The 19,321-nt window shown below is 47.0% G+C and carries 19 protein-coding genes and 1 tRNA gene; 10 read left to right on the top strand and 10 right to left on the bottom strand.

The features are described 5' to 3' along the window. Window positions 1–90 precede the first annotated feature (90 nt). The 4 genes from TW89_RS11940 (at window position 91) to iscA (ending at window position 1,416) form a co-directional block, all read left to right on the top strand. Window positions 91–219 carry a hypothetical protein gene (locus TW89_RS11940; protein WP_004519897.1) on the top strand — a complete coding sequence of 43 codons (129 nt, stop codon included), beginning with the start codon at window positions 91–93 and terminating at the stop codon, window positions 217–219. Between the two features lie 68 nt (window positions 220–287). Continuing rightward, the gene (gene iscU / locus TW89_RS03900; RefSeq protein ID WP_003674559.1) at window positions 288–674 is read left to right on the top strand and encodes a Fe-S cluster assembly scaffold IscU; all 387 of its coding nucleotides are present in this window, start codon (window positions 288–290) and stop codon (window positions 672–674) included. A gap of 107 nt (window positions 675–781) precedes the next feature. Next, a complete protein-coding gene (locus TW89_RS03895) occupies window positions 782–1,027 on the top strand; it encodes a recombinase RecA (RefSeq protein ID WP_128580610.1) in 246 nt (81 codons plus the stop codon). Between the two features lie 68 nt (window positions 1,028–1,095). Then, window positions 1,096–1,416: an iron-sulfur cluster assembly protein IscA gene (gene iscA, locus TW89_RS03890; protein WP_128580609.1), complete on the top strand. Its 321-nt coding sequence runs from the start codon at window positions 1,096–1,098 to the stop codon at window positions 1,414–1,416. On the opposite strand, the gene TW89_RS03885 is transcribed toward iscA, so the two are convergent. Then, window positions 1,376–1,597 carry an alternative ribosome-rescue factor A gene (locus TW89_RS03885; protein WP_128580608.1) on the bottom strand — a complete coding sequence of 74 codons (222 nt, stop codon included), beginning with the start codon at window positions 1,595–1,597 and terminating at the stop codon, window positions 1,376–1,378. The two genes, iscA and TW89_RS03885, sit on opposite strands and share 41 nt — an antisense overlap. Before the next feature lie 79 nt (window positions 1,598–1,676). On the opposite strand from TW89_RS03885, the gene hscB reads away from it, so the two are divergent. Next, window positions 1,677–2,177 carry a Fe-S protein assembly co-chaperone HscB gene (gene hscB / locus TW89_RS03880; RefSeq protein ID WP_049351512.1) on the top strand — a complete coding sequence of 167 codons (501 nt, stop codon included), beginning with the start codon at window positions 1,677–1,679 and terminating at the stop codon, window positions 2,175–2,177. Window positions 2,178–2,285: 108 nt separating this feature from the next. Here the strand turns inward: hscB and TW89_RS03875 are convergent, their stop codons facing one another. The 6 genes from TW89_RS03875 to TW89_RS03850 all read right to left on the bottom strand — a co-directional run bounded on the left by TW89_RS03875 (window position 2,286) and on the right by TW89_RS03850 (window position 7,525). After that, window positions 2,286–2,858: a 50S ribosomal protein L25/general stress protein Ctc gene (locus TW89_RS03875; protein WP_004519902.1), complete on the bottom strand. Its 573-nt coding sequence runs from the start codon at window positions 2,856–2,858 to the stop codon at window positions 2,286–2,288. A 65-nt stretch (window positions 2,859–2,923) separates the two neighbouring features. Continuing rightward, window positions 2,924–3,907 (bottom strand): ribose-phosphate pyrophosphokinase, encoded by a 984-nt coding sequence (locus TW89_RS03870; RefSeq protein WP_107723665.1) that lies wholly within the window; start codon window positions 3,905–3,907, stop codon window positions 2,924–2,926. A gap of 176 nt (window positions 3,908–4,083) precedes the next feature. Then, window positions 4,084–4,159, bottom strand: a tRNA-Gln gene (locus TW89_RS03865). Window positions 4,160–4,164: 5 nt separating this feature from the next. Continuing rightward, window positions 4,165–5,040, bottom strand: a complete 876-nt coding sequence (gene ispE, locus TW89_RS03860; protein WP_128580607.1) for a 4-(cytidine 5'-diphospho)-2-C-methyl-D-erythritol kinase — start codon at window positions 5,038–5,040, stop codon at window positions 4,165–4,167. Further along, the gene (lolB, locus tag TW89_RS03855; RefSeq protein ID WP_070814223.1) at window positions 5,022–5,606 is read right to left on the bottom strand and encodes a lipoprotein insertase outer membrane protein LolB; all 585 of its coding nucleotides are present in this window, start codon (window positions 5,604–5,606) and stop codon (window positions 5,022–5,024) included. Before lolB ends, ispE begins: the two co-directional genes overlap by 19 nt. Before the next feature lie 56 nt (window positions 5,607–5,662). Beyond that, a complete protein-coding gene (locus TW89_RS03850) occupies window positions 5,663–7,525 on the bottom strand; it encodes a tetratricopeptide repeat protein (RefSeq protein ID WP_128580606.1) in 1,863 nt (620 codons plus the stop codon). A gap of 175 nt (window positions 7,526–7,700) precedes the next feature. Here TW89_RS03850 and TW89_RS03845 point away from each other — a divergent pair, with 175 nt between their 5' ends. Beyond that, on the top strand, window positions 7,701–8,306 hold the full coding sequence (locus TW89_RS03845) for a CoA pyrophosphatase (protein ID WP_128580605.1): 606 nt from the start codon (window positions 7,701–7,703) through the stop codon (window positions 8,304–8,306). Window positions 8,307–8,358: 52 nt separating this feature from the next. On the opposite strand, the gene cysG is transcribed toward TW89_RS03845, so the two are convergent. After that, complete coding sequence (gene cysG / locus TW89_RS03840; protein WP_128580604.1) at window positions 8,359–9,756, bottom strand: siroheme synthase CysG; 1,398 nt, start codon at window positions 9,754–9,756, stop codon at window positions 8,359–8,361. Between the two features lie 319 nt (window positions 9,757–10,075). Here cysG and TW89_RS03835 point away from each other — a divergent pair, with 319 nt between their 5' ends. The 3 genes from TW89_RS03835 to recA all read left to right on the top strand — a co-directional run bounded on the left by TW89_RS03835 (window position 10,076) and on the right by recA (window position 15,264). Next, window positions 10,076–12,640 (top strand): glycoside hydrolase family 66 protein, encoded by a 2,565-nt coding sequence (locus TW89_RS03835; protein ID WP_128580603.1) that lies wholly within the window; start codon window positions 10,076–10,078, stop codon window positions 12,638–12,640. Between the two features lie 138 nt (window positions 12,641–12,778). Beyond that, the gene (aroA, locus tag TW89_RS03830) at window positions 12,779–14,071 is read left to right on the top strand and encodes a 3-phosphoshikimate 1-carboxyvinyltransferase (RefSeq protein WP_128580602.1); all 1,293 of its coding nucleotides are present in this window, start codon (window positions 12,779–12,781) and stop codon (window positions 14,069–14,071) included. 146 nt (window positions 14,072–14,217) lie between these two features. After that, window positions 14,218–15,264: a recombinase RecA gene (gene recA / locus TW89_RS03825; protein WP_003680794.1), complete on the top strand. Its 1,047-nt coding sequence runs from the start codon at window positions 14,218–14,220 to the stop codon at window positions 15,262–15,264. A gap of 92 nt (window positions 15,265–15,356) precedes the next feature. On the opposite strand, the gene fghA is transcribed toward recA, so the two are convergent. Then, complete coding sequence (fghA, locus tag TW89_RS03820) at window positions 15,357–16,205, bottom strand: S-formylglutathione hydrolase (protein WP_128580601.1); 849 nt, start codon at window positions 16,203–16,205, stop codon at window positions 15,357–15,359. Window positions 16,206–16,701: 496 nt separating this feature from the next. On the opposite strand from fghA, the gene TW89_RS03815 reads away from it, so the two are divergent. Then, window positions 16,702–18,414 (top strand): proline--tRNA ligase, encoded by a 1,713-nt coding sequence (locus TW89_RS03815; RefSeq protein ID WP_128580600.1) that lies wholly within the window; start codon window positions 16,702–16,704, stop codon window positions 18,412–18,414. 66 nt (window positions 18,415–18,480) lie between these two features. On the opposite strand, the gene pflA is transcribed toward TW89_RS03815, so the two are convergent. Next, the gene (gene pflA / locus TW89_RS03810) at window positions 18,481–19,287 is read right to left on the bottom strand and encodes a pyruvate formate lyase 1-activating protein (RefSeq protein ID WP_070827042.1); all 807 of its coding nucleotides are present in this window, start codon (window positions 19,285–19,287) and stop codon (window positions 18,481–18,483) included. Between the last annotated feature and the right edge of the window lie 34 nt (window positions 19,288–19,321).

Here is a 19,321-nt window from a genome sequence, read left to right as displayed (position 1 = left end):
CTTAGACATTAAAAAGGACGTCTGAAACCTTAAAAAAAACCTTTTCAGATGACCTAAAAGCCACAACCTTCAAATTAAGGATACAAACCAATGGACGAACAAGAGCTCGACCTCGACAATCTCGACAACCTGCTCGAAGATTTTGACGGCGTTACCGTAGAAGGTGGCGTCGATTCGGAAAACGATGACGGCTGCGAAGGCGGCGCATGCAAAATCTAAACTTCAGGCCGTCTGAATATTCGTAAACAAACCATTTTCACCATTAAAAACATAAAGGAAACCACATCATGGCATACAGCGATAAAGTAATCGATCACTACGAAAATCCCCGCAACGTCGGTACTTTCGATAAAAACGACGAATCTGTCGGTACCGGCATGGTCGGTGCACCGGCCTGCGGTGACGTAATGCGTCTGCAAATCAAAGTAAACGATGAGGGTATTATCGAGGATGCCAAATTCAAAACTTACGGTTGCGGTTCTGCCATTGCTTCTTCCAGCCTGATTACCGAGTGGGTTAAAGGCAAAAGCCTTGACGATGCACTGGCAATCAAAAACAGTGAAATTGCCGAAGAGTTGGAATTGCCGCCTGTAAAAATCCACTGCTCCATCTTGGCTGAAGATGCAGTAAAAGCAGCCGTTGCCGACTATCGCAAACGTCAGGAAAATAAATAACCTTGTTTGCCAGATACTTAGTTTGCAGACATTAATGTCTAAATCGGCTTGATAGGCACCAACTGCCATATAAGTGCGCCAGTACCTGCAAAATCAAAGAAGACGATATGCCTTTTACCGATGAAGAAATCCAATCCCTACTTGCTGTCAAAGGCATAGGTAAAACCATATTGCAGCGTTTGCAGCAAATGGGATTGGATGATATTGCCACTCTGGCGGTTGCGGATTTAGACGATATTTTGGAACAGGGCGCACAATTAACCGGCTCAACCTGTTGGAAAAACAGTCCGCAGACTAAAGCTGCCATTGCCGCCGCAATAGAGTGGGCAAAACAGCGTTTTCAGACGGCCTGATAGTCAAGAGGCCGTCTGAAATAAAAAGCAGGCAAAACAGAAAATGATTGCGAAATGAGGAAAAAAGCATGATTACCATCACAGAAAACGCAGCCAAACACATCAACGGCTACCTGACCAAGCGTGGCAAAGGTTTGGGAGTGCGCTTAGGTGTGAAAACCAGCGGCTGCTCGGGCATGGCATACAACCTTGAATTTGTCGATGAAGTGAACGACGACGACCTGATTTTTGAAGAGCATGGCGCGCGCGTTTATATCGACCCGAAAAGCTTGGTTTATCTAGACGGCACACAAGTTGATTACACCAAAGAAGGATTACAGGAAGGTTTCAAATTTGAAAACCCAAACGTTAAAGACTCCTGCGGCTGCGGCGAGAGCTTCCACGTTTAAGACATAAAAATGGCGGGACTGTATCAAAACCGTCCCGCCATTTTTTCGCTTCCTGCCTGTTGTAGCTGCCTTTGCCTTTTCTTTTCCGTTCCACCTTGTGTCGGAACAAATCAGATTTGACTAAGGCTTTTAAGGCATTGTCTCGTATTTTGCCTTTATTGTGTTGCACCTTACCGGTCATATTGTTTTCCTTTCGTATAAACAGTTTCTGGATTATATCGTAAAATAATCCTCTTCTTTAGATTTTTTCCTTTAATATCATGTCTCAATACTTCAACCTCTTTCAGCTTGAGCCATCTTTCAATATTGATACCGAAGCACTCGAACAGACCTATCGAGCTTTAGCTGCCCGTTTTCATCCCGATAAATTTGCTTCTGCTTCAGCTTTTGAGCAGAAACAAGCCGTTATGATGTCTTCTACAATTAATGACGCCTACCGCACATTAAAAAGCCCTATTGATCGAGCCGCTTATCTCTTGAAAAGCCAAAATATTGATGCTGATGCACCTGAACACACTTCGTTTTCACCAGAATTCCTCATGCAGCAGATGGAATGGCGGGAAACATTGATGGATGCACAAATGGAACAAAACCATGATGCCATCCGAGCGCTGGATCAAGAAATCCAAGAAGTACAAAGCAACCTATATCAAGATTTGCAACAAGCATTTGAACAACAGGATTATGAATCGGCCGCACAATGGGTACGGCATGGCCGCTTTCTTAATAAACTTCGCAATGAAATTGCTTCAATCTTATAAAGTACATATGCTGCTGCATTTGCCTAAGTTTTATAGCAAATGATTTTATATGCAAAACAAAAACCGTATCAGATAAAGCTGATACGGTTTTCTTATCTTAACTACCTATTAGCGTTTTTTACCGGTAACAGTAGCAACAGCCAGGTTTTCGTTACGTTTCAGAGAAACGCTTTCAACACCTTCTGGCAATTTGATGTCTGACAAATGCAGAATGTCGCCGGCAACTACTGATGCACAATCCAGCTCCAAGAAAGCAGGAATGTTTGCAGGCAAAGCAACTACTTCAACAGAAGTGTTCAACAGAGATACACGACCACCTTGCAATTTAACAGCTTGAGAGTTTTCAGCGTTAACAATGTGCAGAGGAACGCGGATACGTACAGGTTGATCAGCTTTTACAGCTTGGAAGTCGATGTGTTGAACTTCGCGACGGAATGGGTGCATTTGGAAGTCACGCACGATAACGTCTTTAGTTTCACCATTCAAAGACAGTTTAATCAAAGCAGTATGGAAAGATTCTTTTTCCAATGCGTAGAATACAGTTTTGTGGTCTACAGCGATAGCAACAGGCTCTTGACCTTCACCGTACAGGATGCCAGGGATTTGGCCTTCGCGACGCAGGCGGCGGCTCGCACCAGTGCCTTGGGCTTCGCGAACAGAGGCTTGAATTTCGTAAGTCATGTTTAATACTCCAATTTAGATAAAATCGTCGTCATCGGCCGCGACCAGCTTAAGACGACATCGGGTTATGGCAGCAACATGCCGCCAGTCATCACATCTTCATTGAAAAGATATGAGACGGATTCTTCATTGCTGATACGGCGTACCGTTTCAGCCAGCAAACCGGCAATGGTAACTTGACGGATGCGTTCACATTTTTTAGCTGCTTCAGACAACGGAATCGTATCTGTTACAACTACTTGGTCAATTTCAGAAGAAGCAATTCGATTCACTGCTTCACCGGAGAATACTGCATGGCTGGCGTATGCCAGTACACGATCTGCACCGCGCTCTTTCAGGGCAACGGCTGCTTTACACAAAGTATTTGCCGTATCGATCATATCATCTACGATCAAGCAGGTACGGCCTTGAATGTCACCGATAATATTCATTACTTCAGCCACGTTGGCTTTAGGACGACGTTTGTCGATAATGGCCAAATCAGCATTTAAAGATTTAGCAACAGCACGTGCACGTACAACACCACCGATATCGGGGCTGACAACAGTCAGATTTTCGATACGTTGTTGTTTAATATCGTTCAATAAAATCGGGGTGGCGTAAATATTATCTACCGGAATATCGAAGAAACCTTGAATTTGGTCGGCATGCAAGTCAACAGTCAATACACGGTCAATACCGGCTGAGTACAACATATTCGCTACCAATTTAGCGGAAATCGGCACACGAACAGAGCGAGGACGGCGATCTTGACGCGCATAGCCAAAGTAAGGAATCGCGGCAGTAATACGACCGGCAGAAGCACGTTTGAGTGCATCGGCCATAGTCAAAATTTCCATCAGGTTGTCATTGGTTGGCGCGCAGGTAGGTTGCAAAATAAACACATCGCGACCACGCACATTTTCCAACAATTCAATGGCTACTTCGCCATCAGAGAATTTGGAAACGGTGGCTTCACCGAGTGAAATATCCAAATGTTTGACAACACGTTGCGCCAATTCCGGATTTGCATTACCGGTAAACACCATTAAACTGTCATAAGCAGCCATATCTTCACCTGATTCTAGATTTGATTTACGCTCAGAAAACATTACGCTTCCCTCTGCCCTATGTCTAAGACACTAATTATGCGATTATACGCGTAAAGACGGGTAAAAAAAAGTTTTTCAGCGTTATTTTGCTCTTAGCGTAAAAAAGCGTGTAAGAAAACTTACACGCTTTTATTTGGCTGGGGAGGAAGGATTCGAACCTTCGCATGCTGGAATCAAAATCCAGTGTCTTAACCGCTTGACGACTCCCCAACTTACTAAATCATATGAAACAGCGGATGAATATCTAATCCTTCCACACAATAAGCTTCATATGATTGAGAAACCTGTTGGTAAATTGTATTTACTTCTTGATGAGATTCACTTGCTATAAATAAACAAGCTCCAGAACCGGTCATTAATGCATAACCATATTGGGATAACTCAACATAAGCCTTCCAAACTTTAGGATATTCCTGAAATACAACCGCCTGCATATCATTTTGAAACGGCTGTAACGATTGGAAAGTCGGCATTATGCTGGGTTTGGAATCCCGTGTCAAGCATTCATGTGCAAAAATTTTAGCGGTTGCCACATGGACGGGGGGCTTAACAACAACATACCACTGTTTAGGGACATCTATTTCAGCCAGCTTCTCGCCCACGCCTTTGGCAAAAGCACTTCTTCCAAAAATAAAAAAAGGAACATCCGCACCAAGACTTACACCTAAATCAATCAGTTGCTGCTTGCTCAAACCACACTGCCACCATTGGTTTAAAACCATTAAGACCGTGGCTGCATCAGAGCTTCCGCCGCCCAATCCGCCTCCGGTTGGAATCACTTTATCCAACCAGATTTCGACACCGTGCGCTACGCTTGCATATGGCAGTAATAATTTAGCCGCCCGATAAGTCAAGTCCTGTTCGGGTTCAAGCCCTTCGACCGGCGTATGCAGAATAATCTGCCCATCAGTACGCATTTTCAGATGAACGGTATCGTATAAGCCGATCAAACAGAAAATACTTTCTAAATTATGATAACCATCGCTCCTGCGGCCGGTAATCCTCAAATCCAAATTTAATTTGGCCGGCGCAGGAAAGGCTTGGATTTCCGCTGAAGCAAACATGGCATCCTCTATTTGCGTGCTGCGCATCGGGTTTGTCCATTCTTATCCAAAGAGTGATTTACCGTGTCGAATACCAAGCGGATATTAAACTTGGCATTCTCAAGTTGAAGCGTTTTGGGCTGTCCTGAACTATTTAATGTGCGCGATATTGTCCAGTCAAACTGCTCTAGACGGCCATCAGGCAGAATTTTGTATGGCGCATTGGCAACGCGTTTACCATCAGCCCAAATATGCAGATATTGAACCGGCAAAGCAAAGCCCAAAAGCTGTCTGCTCAATTCCTCAGCCGTTTCCGCCTGATAAACCTTACCCTTACTGTCTACTGCCAATACGCCTTCGCTGTCTTGACACAGCTGGCCTACGGTATTGCCCAACGGGGTATTCACATCAATGGTTTGAACCGCGTTTTGATAAGTCCAATCGAAATTAGCATAAGAGCCTTTGCCTTCCACTTTGACAGCCAAGCGACCGTCAGCGCTAAAATCCTGTACCTGCTCGGCCGCTTGCCAACTGTTTTGCTGAGGTAAGTTTGGCTGCGCACAGGCAGCTAAAAGCAATAAGGCTGCAACCGATGATAATTGTTTTACATTCATGGATATTCCTTCATAGGCCGTCTGAAATCAAACGCTTTTCAGACGGCCTTTTGGTTTTATTTGTGTTTTTGAGTATGCGGTTTGCTGGGCATTATACCGAATTTGGACATTATCTCTTTTAATACTCGGAGATTGCTTCCACGTTTCAAGCCGTCATTCCAGATTTCTTTGGCCTTGTCTTGGTCGCCAAGCGTCCATAGGACTTCACCCAAATGTGCGGCGACTTCGGCTTCAGGTTCTTTTTCATAGGCATATTGGATATACGGCAAAGCCATTTGGGCATCGCCTTTAAGATAATAAGCCCAGCCTACACTGTCATTAATGGCTGCGCTTTCCGGCTCCATCTGATAGGCCGTCTGAACCATTTTGAAAGCCTCGTCCAAATCCTTGCCACTTATCAGCAGGGTATAGCCCAAAGCATTCCAACCGTGCGGATTATCCGGATACAGCTCTACCACACGGCGCAAATCGGCAATCGCCTTGCCTGGCTGATTCAGCTTCTCATACACCATCGAACGCTGATACAGCACATTGGCAAGCAGCTCTGGAGAAGCTTGGGTTTTCAAGGATTTTTCTGTGGAATTTACCAAGCTGTTTAAAGCGTTCAACGATTCTTGAAGATTGGTGTTTTTAGACAATACAAACAAAGCCGTATTTAGCAAATCACTGGCTTCAAAATAACGTCCTCTTTGCTCGGGCATTTTTTGTGCGCGTTGCACCAAAGCCCAAGCCTCTTTATGGTTGCCCTGTTTGGCTTCGATGGAAGCAGCCAAAATGGTTTTATCAAACGTATAAGCCGTAGCCGTTACCTTGTCCAGCCATTGTTTGGCTTTGGCCAATTCTTCAGCATCATTATAAGAAACCGCGCCAATCAACGCCGCACGGCTGCGCTGCTCTTCCGTACCGGCTTTATAAGCCTTTTCCAGATAACTGTTTACCGCAGAAATATTTTCCGTCTTGCTCGCTGACAATAAGGCGGCCTGAATATACAAATCAGGGTTGGGATTTTCTTCCAACAAAGTCTGCAAACGCTTAAATGCCTTATCATTTTGGCCATGGGCGATTAAATTGGCGATATCCAATTCCTGCCAAATCGGAGATAAGGTTTTGGTGTCTGTCTCTTTGAAGAAGCCGTCCAGAATATCAGGATGCCGTTGCGCCATCAGTCTCAATGTAACAAAAGTCGGCGGCAAAATTTCATTGTCCAACTTGGCCAATCGCTGCAATGCCGCAATGGCGTGTTTCGTTTGACCGTCTTTTGCACTAAAAATTGCATCCGCAATCGCCGCTTCAGGGAAGTCTTTATAATTCAATGCCGTTTTATGTACTTGCTTAACCGCATCGCTGGTCAGATTCGGCTGTTGGGCTGCGGTTTGTGCCAAAAGCAGGAACACGCGCTTTTGCTCATCTTCACTACCGCCGGCAATCACCTTGTCCAATCCGCTCAAATTCTTATCGGCTTTACCCAGCAGCAAATTGCGCAACCAAGTCATACGCTTTTGTGTTTCACCAGGCTCCGGCTCGATTTCGCGCCATTTTTGGTAAATGGCTTCAGCCTGTTCAAATGCGTTTAAAGAAACCGCCATCTCCAAAGCGCGTTCGGCCACTTCGGGAGATTTGGTGCGATGCAAAGTCAAAATATAAGTAAACAGCGCAGAAGCCGCATCACCCTTTTGCAAGGCCAGTTCTGAATTTAACAAAGTGAAAACCTGCGAAGTGCGGTTTTGTATACCCAACAGACGTATCCGTTCCTGCTCGCGCTCTTCGGGAGAAAAACGGTCGGCACGGCTTTTCTTTTTGATAATCTTAGCCGATTCAAAAACAGCCTTTGAATCGCCGGGCGCGGCAAAAGTTTGTGTAGCAAACAACATCATGACAGCCGCAGCTGCTACTCGAATACGGGATGGGGAAAACAACATAACTATCCTTTTTGAGAACCTGCCGGCATTTTCAGACGGCCTAAGCATCTGCAAAACAGACGCAAAGCTTTATTTATCATTCAGGCATAACTGTAACACACGCACTCTATTTTGTTGACACGGTAACCGTAAACCTTGTGTAATCCTCATCTGCATAAAACGATCAGCGCCAAAAATGAATACCGCCCACCTTATCCATTTCCTAACTCAAGCTTCACGCTTCAGCAGCCGTATGCAAGCAGAGCGCAATCAATTAGTTACCGCCCAAACGGCCAAAGAAGCAGCCGTTTTGGTCGGCATCGCCTTGCATGAAGGAGCGTGGCAAATTTTACTGACCAAAAGGGCCGAGACCTTAAGGCAACACACCGGACAAATCGCCTTTGCCGGCGGTCGCAAAGATGCCCAAGACGACAGCCTAACGGCAACGGCGTTAAGAGAAGCTTATGAAGAAACCGCCATTCCGATTGCCGCATGGCAGACTTTTGCGCCGCTACCCTTTTATGACACGCCTTCCGGCTATCGTGTTACGCCTGTTCCGGCAATTTGCACCCAGCCCGTCAACCCAAAAGCCAATCCCGACGAAGTAGCTGAAATTTTTTATCTGCCTTTGGATTTCGCCTTAAACCTGCAAAACTACACATTCCGTCAGCTTCATCACAACAATCAAACCCTCGCCCTCCCCGCCCTGCCTTTCCGACACTACGACATCTGGGGGCTGACAGCAATCATCCTATATGGACTGGCAGAACGTTATCAGCAATATTGCCAAGCTTTTAAATAAGGCAAGGCCGTCTGAAACCAATGTTTAGACGGCCTGATTTAATCAATTTTCTTTATGCGGCCTCTTCGAAATATTCGACACCTTCTCCGAACCATTTCATCTCATTGCGCAGGGCAACCACTTCGCCAATCACCATTAAAGCCGGACGCTCTGCTTCGGCAGCCAGCAAGCCCAAATCTTTCAGACGGCCTGTTCGCACAGTTTGATTGTGTAAAGTCCCATTGGAAATCACGGCAACAGGTGTAGAAGGCTGTCTGCCATAAGCCATCAGTTTTTCCGCAATCTCAGCCGCTTTAAGCGTACCCATATAGATTACCAACGTTTGGCGGCTTAAAGCCAAAGTCTGCCAATCAGGCTGATTGCCCTCGTGTTTACTATGGCCGGTCACAAATAACGCACTTTGGGCGCAATCGCGATGGGTTAACGGAATACCGGCATAAGCAGTAGCGCCAAGCGCAGCAGTAATGCCCGGCACAATGCGGTAAGCGATTCCGGCCTGATGCAGGGTTTGCACTTCCTCTCCACCGCGCCCGAACACAAAAGGATCGCCGCCTTTCAACCTTACCACACGCTCGCCTTTTTGAGCGTGTTCAACCAAGAGACGATTGGTTTCTTCCTGCTGAACATGGTGCGCACCGGCACGTTTGCCCACGCTGATTTTCACCGCATCTTTACGCACCATCGCCAAAATCTCATCCGACACCAAAGCATCGTAAAACACGGTATCCGCAGCCTGAATCGCCTGCAAAGCATGTATGGTCAGCAAGCCTGGATCGCCCGGCCCTGCGCCCACCAAAACCACTTCGCCGCCAAACGGCGTTTCCCGGTTTAACTGCGTGATCAATTCACGTTCTGCCGCCTCGATATTGTTTTGAGCCGCAAAAATACTGAAACGGCTGTCGAACAACTTTTCCCAAAAATAACGGCGTCGTTCGACATTATTCAGCGCTTGCTTAACCTTTTCGCGCCATTTTCCGGCAATACGCGCCATCGTGCCCGTATGCAGCGGAATCAATGTCTCGATAATCTGCCGCCATTTACGCGCCAATACAGGCGCAGTACCGCCGCTGGATATGGCGATCTTCAACGGTCCCCGATCCACCACGGCAGGTACGATAAACGAACACAAGTCCGCCGTATCCACCGTATTGCACAATTTCGCCCGTCGTTCCGCCGCTTCAAAAACACGGCGGTTAAACATGCCATCATCCGTCGCCGCAATAACGAAATACACTTCGTCCAGCATGGCTTCCTCAAATAAGCCGCCCAGCCAAACTATTTTCCCTTCAGCCGCCCATTGCTGAAACTGCGGATTCAAAGTTTCCGCAACAACGCGCACGCACGCTCCGGCAGATAACAGGCTTTCCGCCTTGCGCTCGGCAACCTTACCTGCACCTACCAGTAAAACAGGGCGGTTTCTCAAATCAGCAAACAAAGGATAATGGCTCATGGTCGTGCTCTTGCTTTATCAATGATTGTCCGCTGATATTAAAGGCCGTCTGAAAAAATAGGAAAGAATGGTTTCTGATTTTCTTATGGTGTTTGGTTATATGCCTGCAAAAACCGTCTTTCGAATAACAAAACATTCAGACAGCCTTTTTGAATTTCAATCATAAACCGAATTATTTTAGATATTTGCTATCAAACGGGGAACTTATTTTCTGCTCTTCCTACTAAAAAGTCTTAACAATTATTCATATCAACAACTTAAGTGATATTAATTTGTTAAGGTAATTTCAAAATATAATATTTAGAAGCGAATATACAGCATGACAACTGAAGCAAAAACAGCCCCTTTGCCGACTATTCTCTTTAACAAGGCAGCCTATACCAACGGCGATGATGCTATTCTGAACATCTCCAATGCGACAGACAAAATCACCTCTGTTACCGTCAACCATTTGGGTACGGAAATCCAAAAATTGGATAATCTGAACTCAACCACCGTCAAACTCTCTTCCGATATTTTTTCACCCAATTCAGGCTACGTCGTCAAAGTAGAAACCGTTGACAACACCGGCAACCACACCAGCAAAACACTGGGATTGTCTGTCGAAGACGACTGGACCATTTTTCCCCGCTATGGCGTAGTGGCGGGATCTAACGATAATTCGGCAGAACAAAACAACTCCATGACCAATGACCAGCTCGAAGGCTATCAAAACAATATCGATCAGCTGGCACAAATGCACATCAACAATTATTTCTTCTATGATGTGTACGAAACAACCTCCAATCCATTTCCAAACGTAAACAGCTTCAAGCAAGAATGGGCGACTTGGGCTGTCAAAAACGGCCAACCAAACCCTCCCCAAATCGATACCCTGCTGATTAAAAACCTCGTGAATAAAATTCACGAAAAAGGCGGCAGTGCCATGCTCTACAATATGCTTAACGCCGCCTCCAATGACGAACTCGATACCCCGGCCATCAAAGAAATTTTAAATAATGTCAAACTCTACAATGCCCAAGAGCATCCCGACTTCGGCAAAGCCGGTGCAGAAACCAAAACATCCGTACAACAATTCGTCGATCCTGCCGACAAAAGCTGGCAAAACTATATCGTCAACACCATGATCAAAGCCCTGAAAACAGGCGGCTTCGACGGCTGGCAGGCCGATACCATGGGTGATAACCTCGTTTACAAAATACAAAACGGCCAAAAGACTGAAAACTTCAGAATGTCTGACGGTTATGACGATTTGTCAGCCGCGGCTGCGGAAAAGTTACACGATTACGGTCAAACTTATATGATCAACGACATCAGCACAGGTAGGGCCGATGTCTTATCCACCACCGGCATGGATGTTCCTTACTCAGAAATCTGGCCGCGCGATTTTAAAGATACAGCCGGAAATACCCATTATGAAAACCACAACTATGCCGAGCTTAAACGCTTGGTAGGCCGTCTGTACGATTACAATCACGTTTCCCCGATTATTGCCGCCTATACTCAAAAAGATACCCACCCGGAAGATCATTCTTCCGAACTCAATCCGGACAACGAATTGCTGGTCGATGCCGTTATCGCAGCGAGTGGCGGCTACCACATGACTGTTGCCGCATTAAACAACCTCCCGGATAAAAACGCACATGGTTTTGGTATTTTGCAAGACCCATACTATCCCGCTCAAACGATCAAAACCAACGAAACCCTGGCCAAATCAGAATTTAACTATCAACAATTCATTACCGCCTATGAGGAGCTGCTTCGCGGCGAAGGCTTGGTTGAACTCAAAGACAGTCATGCCTCCATCGTAGCATCCGACGGCTATGACATGACTTCCACTTCAGGCGAAGGAGGCAAAGTTTATACATGGACCAAAGCCACCGCAGACGGCGGCCGAGTTGTCCAATTAATCAATCTCGCAGGTCTCGACAAAGACACCAATTGGAACAGCTCCAACCACCACACGCTGAAACTCGACAACCCTAAAGTCAGAATCCCGTTTGATATAGAAATCAGCGCAGAACAGGCCGAGCAAGCCATCGTACAACTGTCTTCCCCCGACTCAGACGATATATCCATGCACACATTAGAATCTTCCGTCATCTATGAAAACGGCAAACCGGTGGCACTGGAAGTCACCGTACCGAGCCTGGATGTCTGGGATATGCTTTATGTTAGCAATTTAGGGCAGGCAAGCGTCAGCCAAACCTTTGCCGACGGCAAAACCACATTCAACGGCACCCACACCGACGACCATATCAAAGGTACTGAAAGCGAAGACATCATCTACGGCAACTGGGGCAATGATGAGATTCATGGCGACAGCGGCAATGACAAATTGTCCGGCGACACCGGCGGCGACGTCATCAACGGCGATGCCGGCAGCGATATTCTCTACGGAGGCGGTGGAAATGACCATCTGAACGGCGGTTTAGACAATGACACGCTGTATGGCGGCGCCGGTAACGATACTATGTTGGGCGAAGCAGGTAACGACATCCTTCACGGCGGCGCAGGCAACGACACACTGTTCGGCGGCTTAGGAGACAATATATTGCGCGGCGAAGCCGGTAACGATACCTATGTATTTAATCGCGGCGAAGGTCATGACACCATTTTCGACCATCACGGCACAAATGCTATCCAATTCGGCGCAGGCATTTCCCTCTCGGATCTGTCGCTCGAAATGGTTACCGAAAAGGACGGCACGACTTGGAACATCACCATTCGTGGCGAAAACAATCACAATGAGCTCATCACCATCGACCACCAATATGCCGACATCCATACCGACGCCCAAGGTAAAAAAATTCCCTCAGTCAGCGAATTCCGCTTTGACGAAGGTACGTTCAACATTGACCAGTTAATGCATATTTTAGGTTAACCATTAAAATATTGAGCATCCCAAAGCCGGACTTTCAAAAAGAGTCCGGCTTTTCTTACCCACAACGCCACTTCCATTTTTCAGACAGCCTTTGCCTGCGTATAATATCGTTTTGTCTACAATTTGAAATCCTAACCAATGACCGAATCCATCCGCCTGCCCGCTTCCACACTCAAGCCCTCCACCGTTGCCCTGCCCGGCTCCAAAAGCATCAGCAACCGCACGCTACTCTTGGCGGCACTCTCCGACAACGTTTGCGAAATCCATTCTTTGCTCAAATCCGATGATACCGACCGAATGCTTGAAGCACTCGACAAACTCGGCGTGCAAATTGAATCTTTACCTGAAGGCCGTCTGAAAGTTCATGGCACCGACGGCCGCTTTCCCAATCCAACCGCCGATTTGTTTTTAGGCAATGCCGGTACGGCATTCCGCCCTTTGACTGCCGCACTTGCCGTTTTGGGTGGCGACTATCATCTGCACGGCGTACCACGTATGCACGAACGCCCTATCGGCGATTTGGTCGACGCGCTGCGCATTGCCGGCGCGGACGTACAATATCTGGGCAATGAAAACTATCCTCCGCTTCAGATCGGCAAACGCCAAGACAACGACGAGCGCGTTATTCCGATTAAAGGCAATGTTTCCAGCCAATTCCTGACCGCCCTGCTGATGGCTTTGCCCCTGACCGGACAAGCATTTGAAATCCACATGGTAGGCGAGTTGATTTCCAAACCTTATATCGATATCACGCTCAAGCTGATGGCGCAGTTCGGTGTGGACATCATCAATGAAGACTACCGTGTATTTAAAATCCCGGCCGGTGCCAAATATCATGCGCCCGAACATTTATATGTAGAAGGTGATGCATCCAGCGCGTCTTATTTCTTGGGTGCAGGCCTGATTGCCGGTACACCCATCCGCGTAACCGGTATCGGCGCACACAGCATCCAAGGCGACGTTGCCTTTGCACGCGAGCTAGAGAAAATCGGTGCGGATGTTATTTGGGGCGAAAATTTTGTTGAGATTTCCCGTCCCGCCGAGCGCAAGATTCAGGCTTTTGATTTGGATGCCAACCATATCCCTGATGCGGCCATGACTCTGGCTATCGTCGCACTGGCCACCAAACAGCCCTGCACCCTGCGCAATATCGGCTCATGGCGCGTCAAAGAAACTGACCGTATCGCCGCCATGGCAACCGAACTGCGTAAACTTGGGGCAGAAGTTATTGAAGAGGCCGAAGCCATCCATATTACGCCGCCCGAAACACTTACCCCCGATGCCGTCATCGATACTTATGACGACCACCGCATGGCTATGTGTTTCTCGCTGGCTTCGCTTTTGGGTGTCCCGGTCATCATCAACGACCCGAAATGTACGCATAAAACTTTCCCCGACTATTTCCAAGTTTTTGCATCATTGACCAACTGATTGATTATTCAAAGTTTCAGACGGCCTGTTGCATACAAAAAACACAGGCCGTCTGAAAAATAAAATAAAACTATACTTTTTCTTAATTTATGCGATAATAGCTAAATAAATTCTTAGCTATTCATATTTCCTTTCGGAGAGAAAACATGTCAGACGAAAAAAGCAAAGCCTTAGCCGCCGCCCTTGCCCAAATCGAAAAAAACTTCGGCAAAGGCTCCATCATGAAAATGGACGGCAGCCAGCAGGAAGAAAACCTTGATGTTATTTCCACCGGCTCCCTCGGCGTGGACTTGGCACTCGGCGTTGGCGGATTACCCCGCGGCCGCGTGGTTGAAATTTTCGGCCCAGAATCCTCCGGTAAAACCACACTCTGTCTCGAAGCCATTGCCCAATGCCAAAAAAATGGCGGCATCTGCGCATTCATCGATGCCGAGCATGCTTTTGACCCGATTTACGCCCGCAAACTCGGCGTAAAAGTCGAAGAACTCTATCTCTCCCAACCGGATACCGGCGAGCAGGCATTGGAAATCTGCGATACATTGGTACGCTCAGGCGGTATCGATATGGTCGTTGTCGACTCCGTAGCCGCACTTGTGCCTAAAGCCGAGATCGAAGGCGAAATGGGCGACAGCCATGTCGGCCTGCAAGCCCGCCTGATGAGCCAAGCCCTCCGCAAACTGACCGGCCACATCAAACGCACCAATACATTGGTTGTTTTCATTAACCAAATCCGTATGAAAATCGGCGTGATGTTCGGCAGCCCTGAAACCACGACCGGCGGTAACGCGCTTAAATTCTACGCCTCCGTCCGCCTCGACATCCGCCGTACCGGTCAGATTAAAAAAGGCGATGACGTCATTGGTAATGAAACCAAAGTCAAAGTCATCAAAAACAAAGTTGCGCCTCCATTCCGTCAAGCCGAATTCGATATTCTTTACGGCGAAGGCATCAGCTGGGAAGGCGAATTGATTGACTTGGGCGTCAAACATGACATCGTTGAGAAATCCGGTGCATGGTACAGCTACAACGGCGCAAAAATCGGCCAAGGTAAAGACAATGTACGCGTTTGGCTGAAAGAAAATCCTGATATCGCCAACGAAATCGATGCCAAAATCCGTGCGGCAGTCGGTATCAATGTCGATATTACCGAAGGCAAATTGGATGATACCGACGGCGAACGTCCTGAGGAATAAGTCTGTTTGAAATTAAAGGTTAAAGACCAAATAAAGGCCGTCTGAAATCCAACCATTAATCGGATTTCAGACGGCCTTTTATTCAATACTGCTTAAAGCCCTAATGCTTGAGCGTGAAACTCAATATGCGAATCGATAAAGCTGGCAATAAAGAAATAGTCATGCCCATAGCCCGGACGGACTTTATATTGGATATTGAAACCTTTTTCTCGTGCTGAGCGAACAAACCCTTCCGGTTGCAAGACTTCAGGATACAAAGCATCTTCACTGCCGACATCAATCAAAACAGGCAATTTATGCGAGGCAGTCTGAAGCAGCTTTGTACTGTCATAGTATTTCCATGTTTCTACGTTTTGACCCAAATAAGCTGAAAACGCCTGCCTGCCGCCTTCCGTATCGATTGGATGACATAAAGGCGCAAAGGCTGAAACCGCAGCATATCGGCCAGGATGCTTCAAAGCCAAATGCAGCGCGCCATGCCCGCCCATGCTGAAACCTGCAATGCTGCGCTCTTTCGTTACCGGAAAATGATGCTCGATCAAATCAGGCAATTCTTGGCTGATATAGCTTTCCATTTGGTAATGCTGCGCCCAAGGTGCTTCAGTTGCATTGACATAAAATCCGGCACCCTGCCCAAGATAATATTCCTCACTGTCGGCAACATGCTGACCGCGTGGCGAGGTATCCGGAAAAGCCACAATAATATTCCATTGTGCCGCAAAACGTTGGATTCCGCTTTGCCGAACCAATTCAGAACCATCACTATTTAAGCCGGAAAGAAAATATAAAACAGGTGCGGGATAGCCTTTTAAGACTTGTGGCGGCAGATAGACATCAAATACCATATCCGTCCGGCAGGTTTGAGAAAAGTGGCAGTACCGTTCCTGATGCCCGTTAAACATCTTTCTGCGTTCCAGCAAATGCAATTCTGAATTTTTCATTTTATTCCTTGTAAGGAAACAACAATAAGCAGAATGTTAGCGCAAAACCTGTCCATCGTGTTGTTGCCCTATCTTTTTAAGGCAACCAAATCTGCTTTAAACAAGGCTTGCCAATCATGCGAAATCATTACGCCGACAGCATTTAAAATCTATACACAATCTCTGTGGATAAATCTGTTGATAAGCTTTGGGTAATCGTAAAATTTTCTTTAGGAACAAACTAAGTCTTAAATTGACTAAAATTTAATCAAATAAAACATAATAAAATCAATTAGTTATATTTATAAGATTTTACTATAATCATACAGTGAAAATTTATAGGTAAAACAAGGTTATGCGGCTTTGTGCATAAATTAGGGTTGACATCCCTAAAAATCGCCCCGAATCAAAAGCTGCGTAAAACAACGGCCGATTTCATCAGATGCCATTCAAAAGACACGCGGCCATACATTTTGCGTTACAATACGCACTTATTTTTAAGAAAGAAAAATACGCCATGAAAGCCTCCCAGTTCTTCATTTCTACCCTTAAAGAAGCCCCTGCCGAAGCCGCACTTGCCAGCCACAAGCTGATGATTCGTGCCGGTTTGATCAAAGCCAATGCATCTGGTCTTTATACTTGGATGCCGATGGGTCTGCGCGTATTGCGCAAAGTTGAAAATATCGTGCGCGAAGAAATGGCTCGCGCGGGTAGCGTAGAGCTGCTGATGCCGGTGGTACAACCTGCCGAGCTGTGGCAGGAATCCGGCCGCTGGGAGTTTTACGGTAAAGAGCTGCTACGCCTGAAAGACCGTCATGACCGCGATTTCTGCATGGGTCCGACCTGTGAAGAAGTGATTGCCGACATCGTACGCAAAGAAGTCAACAGCTACAAACAACTGCCGAAAAACTTTTACCACATCCAAACCAAATTCCGCGATGAAGTGCGTCCGCGCTTTGGTGTGATGCGTGCGCGCGAGTTCGTCATGAAAGACGCTTATTCCTTCCATGCCGACTATGCCTCGCTTCAGACGACCTATCAGGATATGTACGACGCTTACTGCCGTATCTTCACCCGTTTGGGTTTGGAATTCCGTCCTGTTGCCGCGGATACCGGCAGCATCGGCGGTACCGGCTCTCACGAATTCCAAGTATTGGCTGAAAGCGGTGAAGACATCATTGCATACAGCGATACTTCCGATTACGCCGCCAATATCGAGCTGGCGCCTACCTTGCCGCTCAAAGGCGAACGCGTCGCTGCTCAAGCTGAGTTGACCAAAGTACATACACCAAATGTCAAAACCATTGAGTCTTTGGTTGAATTCCTCAATATTCCGGTTGAACAAACCCTCAAGTCCATCGTGGTCGAAGGCGAAAACGAAGGCGAACTCGTCCTGCTGCTGTTGCGCGGCGACCATGAGTTTAACGACATCAAGGCAGAAAAACTGGCCGGCGTGAAATCACCGCTGACCATGGCAAGCCCTGCAGCGATTGTTGAACAGTTCGGTGCAAACGGCGGCTCTCTCGGCCCTGTTAACTTCAAAGGTAAAGTCTATGCCGATTTCGCCACCGAAAAAGGGGCAGATTGGGTTATCGGCGCAAACGAAGACGACTACCACTATACCGGCTTCAACTTCGGCCGAGATGCTGCCGAGCCTGAATTTGTCGATTTGCGCAATGTCATCGAAGGCGACATCAGCCCCGACGAACAAGGCCGTCTGAAACTGGCGCGCGGTATTGAAGTCGGTCACGTTTTCCAATTGCGCGACAAATATACCCAAGCCATGAATGTCAGCTTCTTGGACAATAACGGCAAATCCCAAATCATGGAAATGGGCTGCTACGGTATCGGTATCACCCGCGTTGTGGCTGCAGCCATCGAGCAAAACAACGACGAAAAAGGCATTGTTTGGACCAAAGCAATGGCACCGTTTGAAGTCGTGATTGTACCGATGAACTACAAAAAATCAGAAGCTGTACGCGAAGCCGCCGACAAAATCTATGCCGAGCTTTTGGCTGCCGGTGCGGATGTATTGCTGGATGACCGCGACGAACGTGCGGGCGTATTGCTGAATGACTCCGAGCTGTTGGGTATTCCTCACCGTATCGTGATCGGCGATCGCGCCTTAAAAGAAGGCAATGTCGAATATGCCGAACGCCGTGACAATCAGGCTCAAACCGTTGCGGTATCAGAAGTTGTCGCTAAGGTTCTGGCTGCATTAAACGCTTAAATTTTTTTCAATAATGAAAAGGCCGTCTGAAACTGATTATTTCGTTTCAGACGGCCTTTTTCTGTTTTAATAAATAATGTTTTTTCCGTAGCTCTCTAATATTTCTTTGATTTTCAAAATGGTTTCTTTAGGCGGCGGATGTACGCCTTTTAACTTGTATTCGTCGCCGCACAAAGCCCATTTATGTGCGCCCAATTCGTGATACGGCAAAAGCTCGACCATTTCTACATTATCCATATCACCGATAAACTCGCCTAATAAATGCGCTGAACGCTCATCATCGGTGTAACCTGGAACAACCACATAACGAATCCGCGTCGGCTGATTGCGTTCGGCAAGATAGCGCGCGAATTTCAGCGTTTTGGTATTTGGGATACCGACAAGCACTTTATGAATTTCAGGATCGATTTGTTTTAAGTCGAGCATGACCAGATTAGTATGATCAAGCAAATCATCCAAAATCGAATCATAGTGCAAGGCATAGCCATTGCTGTCGAGACAAGTATGGATATCGTGTTCCCGACAGGCCGTAAACCAATCGCGTACAAACTCATATTGCAATAATGGCTCGCCGCCTGTTGCCGTTACGCCTCCGCCTGTCGCACGCAGATAATGACGATAGGTCATGACCTGCTTCATCACGGTTGCCACATCCAATTCCTGCGCCTGCTCGGTATGCAAATCCCAAGTATCGCGATTATGGCAATAAAGGCAACGCATCAGGCAACCTTGCAAAAAGAGCACGTAGCGCAAACCCGGACCATCGACAGCACCGCAAGATTCAATCGAATGAATAATGCCTTTGCCGTTATAGTGACGGTGGCCAAGGTCTTTCAGTTCCGGCTCGGGGGTAATGGCAAAAGTCGTGGACATAGTGTTCGGCTCAAAAATGTTTTTGCTTATATGG

The sequence above is a fragment of the Neisseria flavescens genome (genome assembly GCF_001618065.1).
Lineage (GTDB): Bacteria > Pseudomonadota > Gammaproteobacteria > Burkholderiales > Neisseriaceae > Neisseria > Neisseria flavescens_A.
Note: the sequence above shows the minus strand (reverse complement) of the source record. Positions and strands in the feature narration are given on the sequence as shown.

Coding starts and splice junctions, on each gene's coding strand:
- TW89_RS11940 (WP_004519897.1), top strand. CDS start 91: ATGGACGAACAAGAGCTCGACCTCGACAATCTCGACAACCTGCTCGAA.
- iscU (WP_003674559.1), top strand. CDS start 288: ATGGCATACAGCGATAAAGTAATCGATCACTACGAAAATCCCCGCAAC.
- TW89_RS03895 (WP_128580610.1), top strand. CDS start 782: ATGCCTTTTACCGATGAAGAAATCCAATCCCTACTTGCTGTCAAAGGC.
- iscA (WP_128580609.1), top strand. CDS start 1,096: ATGATTACCATCACAGAAAACGCAGCCAAACACATCAACGGCTACCTG.
- TW89_RS03885 (WP_128580608.1), bottom strand. CDS start 1,597: ATGACCGGTAAGGTGCAACACAATAAAGGCAAAATACGAGACAATGCC.
- hscB (WP_049351512.1), top strand. CDS start 1,677: ATGTCTCAATACTTCAACCTCTTTCAGCTTGAGCCATCTTTCAATATT.
- TW89_RS03875 (WP_004519902.1), bottom strand. CDS start 2,858: ATGACTTACGAAATTCAAGCCTCTGTTCGCGAAGCCCAAGGCACTGGT.
- TW89_RS03870 (WP_107723665.1), bottom strand. CDS start 3,907: ATGGCTGCTTATGACAGTTTAATGGTGTTTACCGGTAATGCAAATCCG.
- ispE (WP_128580607.1), bottom strand. CDS start 5,040: ATGCGCAGCACGCAAATAGAGGATGCCATGTTTGCTTCAGCGGAAATC.
- lolB (WP_070814223.1), bottom strand. CDS start 5,606: ATGAATGTAAAACAATTATCATCGGTTGCAGCCTTATTGCTTTTAGCT.
- TW89_RS03850 (WP_128580606.1), bottom strand. CDS start 7,525: ATGTTGTTTTCCCCATCCCGTATTCGAGTAGCAGCTGCGGCTGTCATG.
- TW89_RS03845 (WP_128580605.1), top strand. CDS start 7,701: ATGAATACCGCCCACCTTATCCATTTCCTAACTCAAGCTTCACGCTTC.
- cysG (WP_128580604.1), bottom strand. CDS start 9,756: ATGAGCCATTATCCTTTGTTTGCTGATTTGAGAAACCGCCCTGTTTTA.
- TW89_RS03835 (WP_128580603.1), top strand. CDS start 10,076: ATGACAACTGAAGCAAAAACAGCCCCTTTGCCGACTATTCTCTTTAAC.
- aroA (WP_128580602.1), top strand. CDS start 12,779: ATGACCGAATCCATCCGCCTGCCCGCTTCCACACTCAAGCCCTCCACC.
- recA (WP_003680794.1), top strand. CDS start 14,218: ATGTCAGACGAAAAAAGCAAAGCCTTAGCCGCCGCCCTTGCCCAAATC.
- fghA (WP_128580601.1), bottom strand. CDS start 16,205: ATGAAAAATTCAGAATTGCATTTGCTGGAACGCAGAAAGATGTTTAAC.
- TW89_RS03815 (WP_128580600.1), top strand. CDS start 16,702: ATGAAAGCCTCCCAGTTCTTCATTTCTACCCTTAAAGAAGCCCCTGCC.
- pflA (WP_070827042.1), bottom strand. CDS start 19,287: ATGTCCACGACTTTTGCCATTACCCCCGAGCCGGAACTGAAAGACCTT.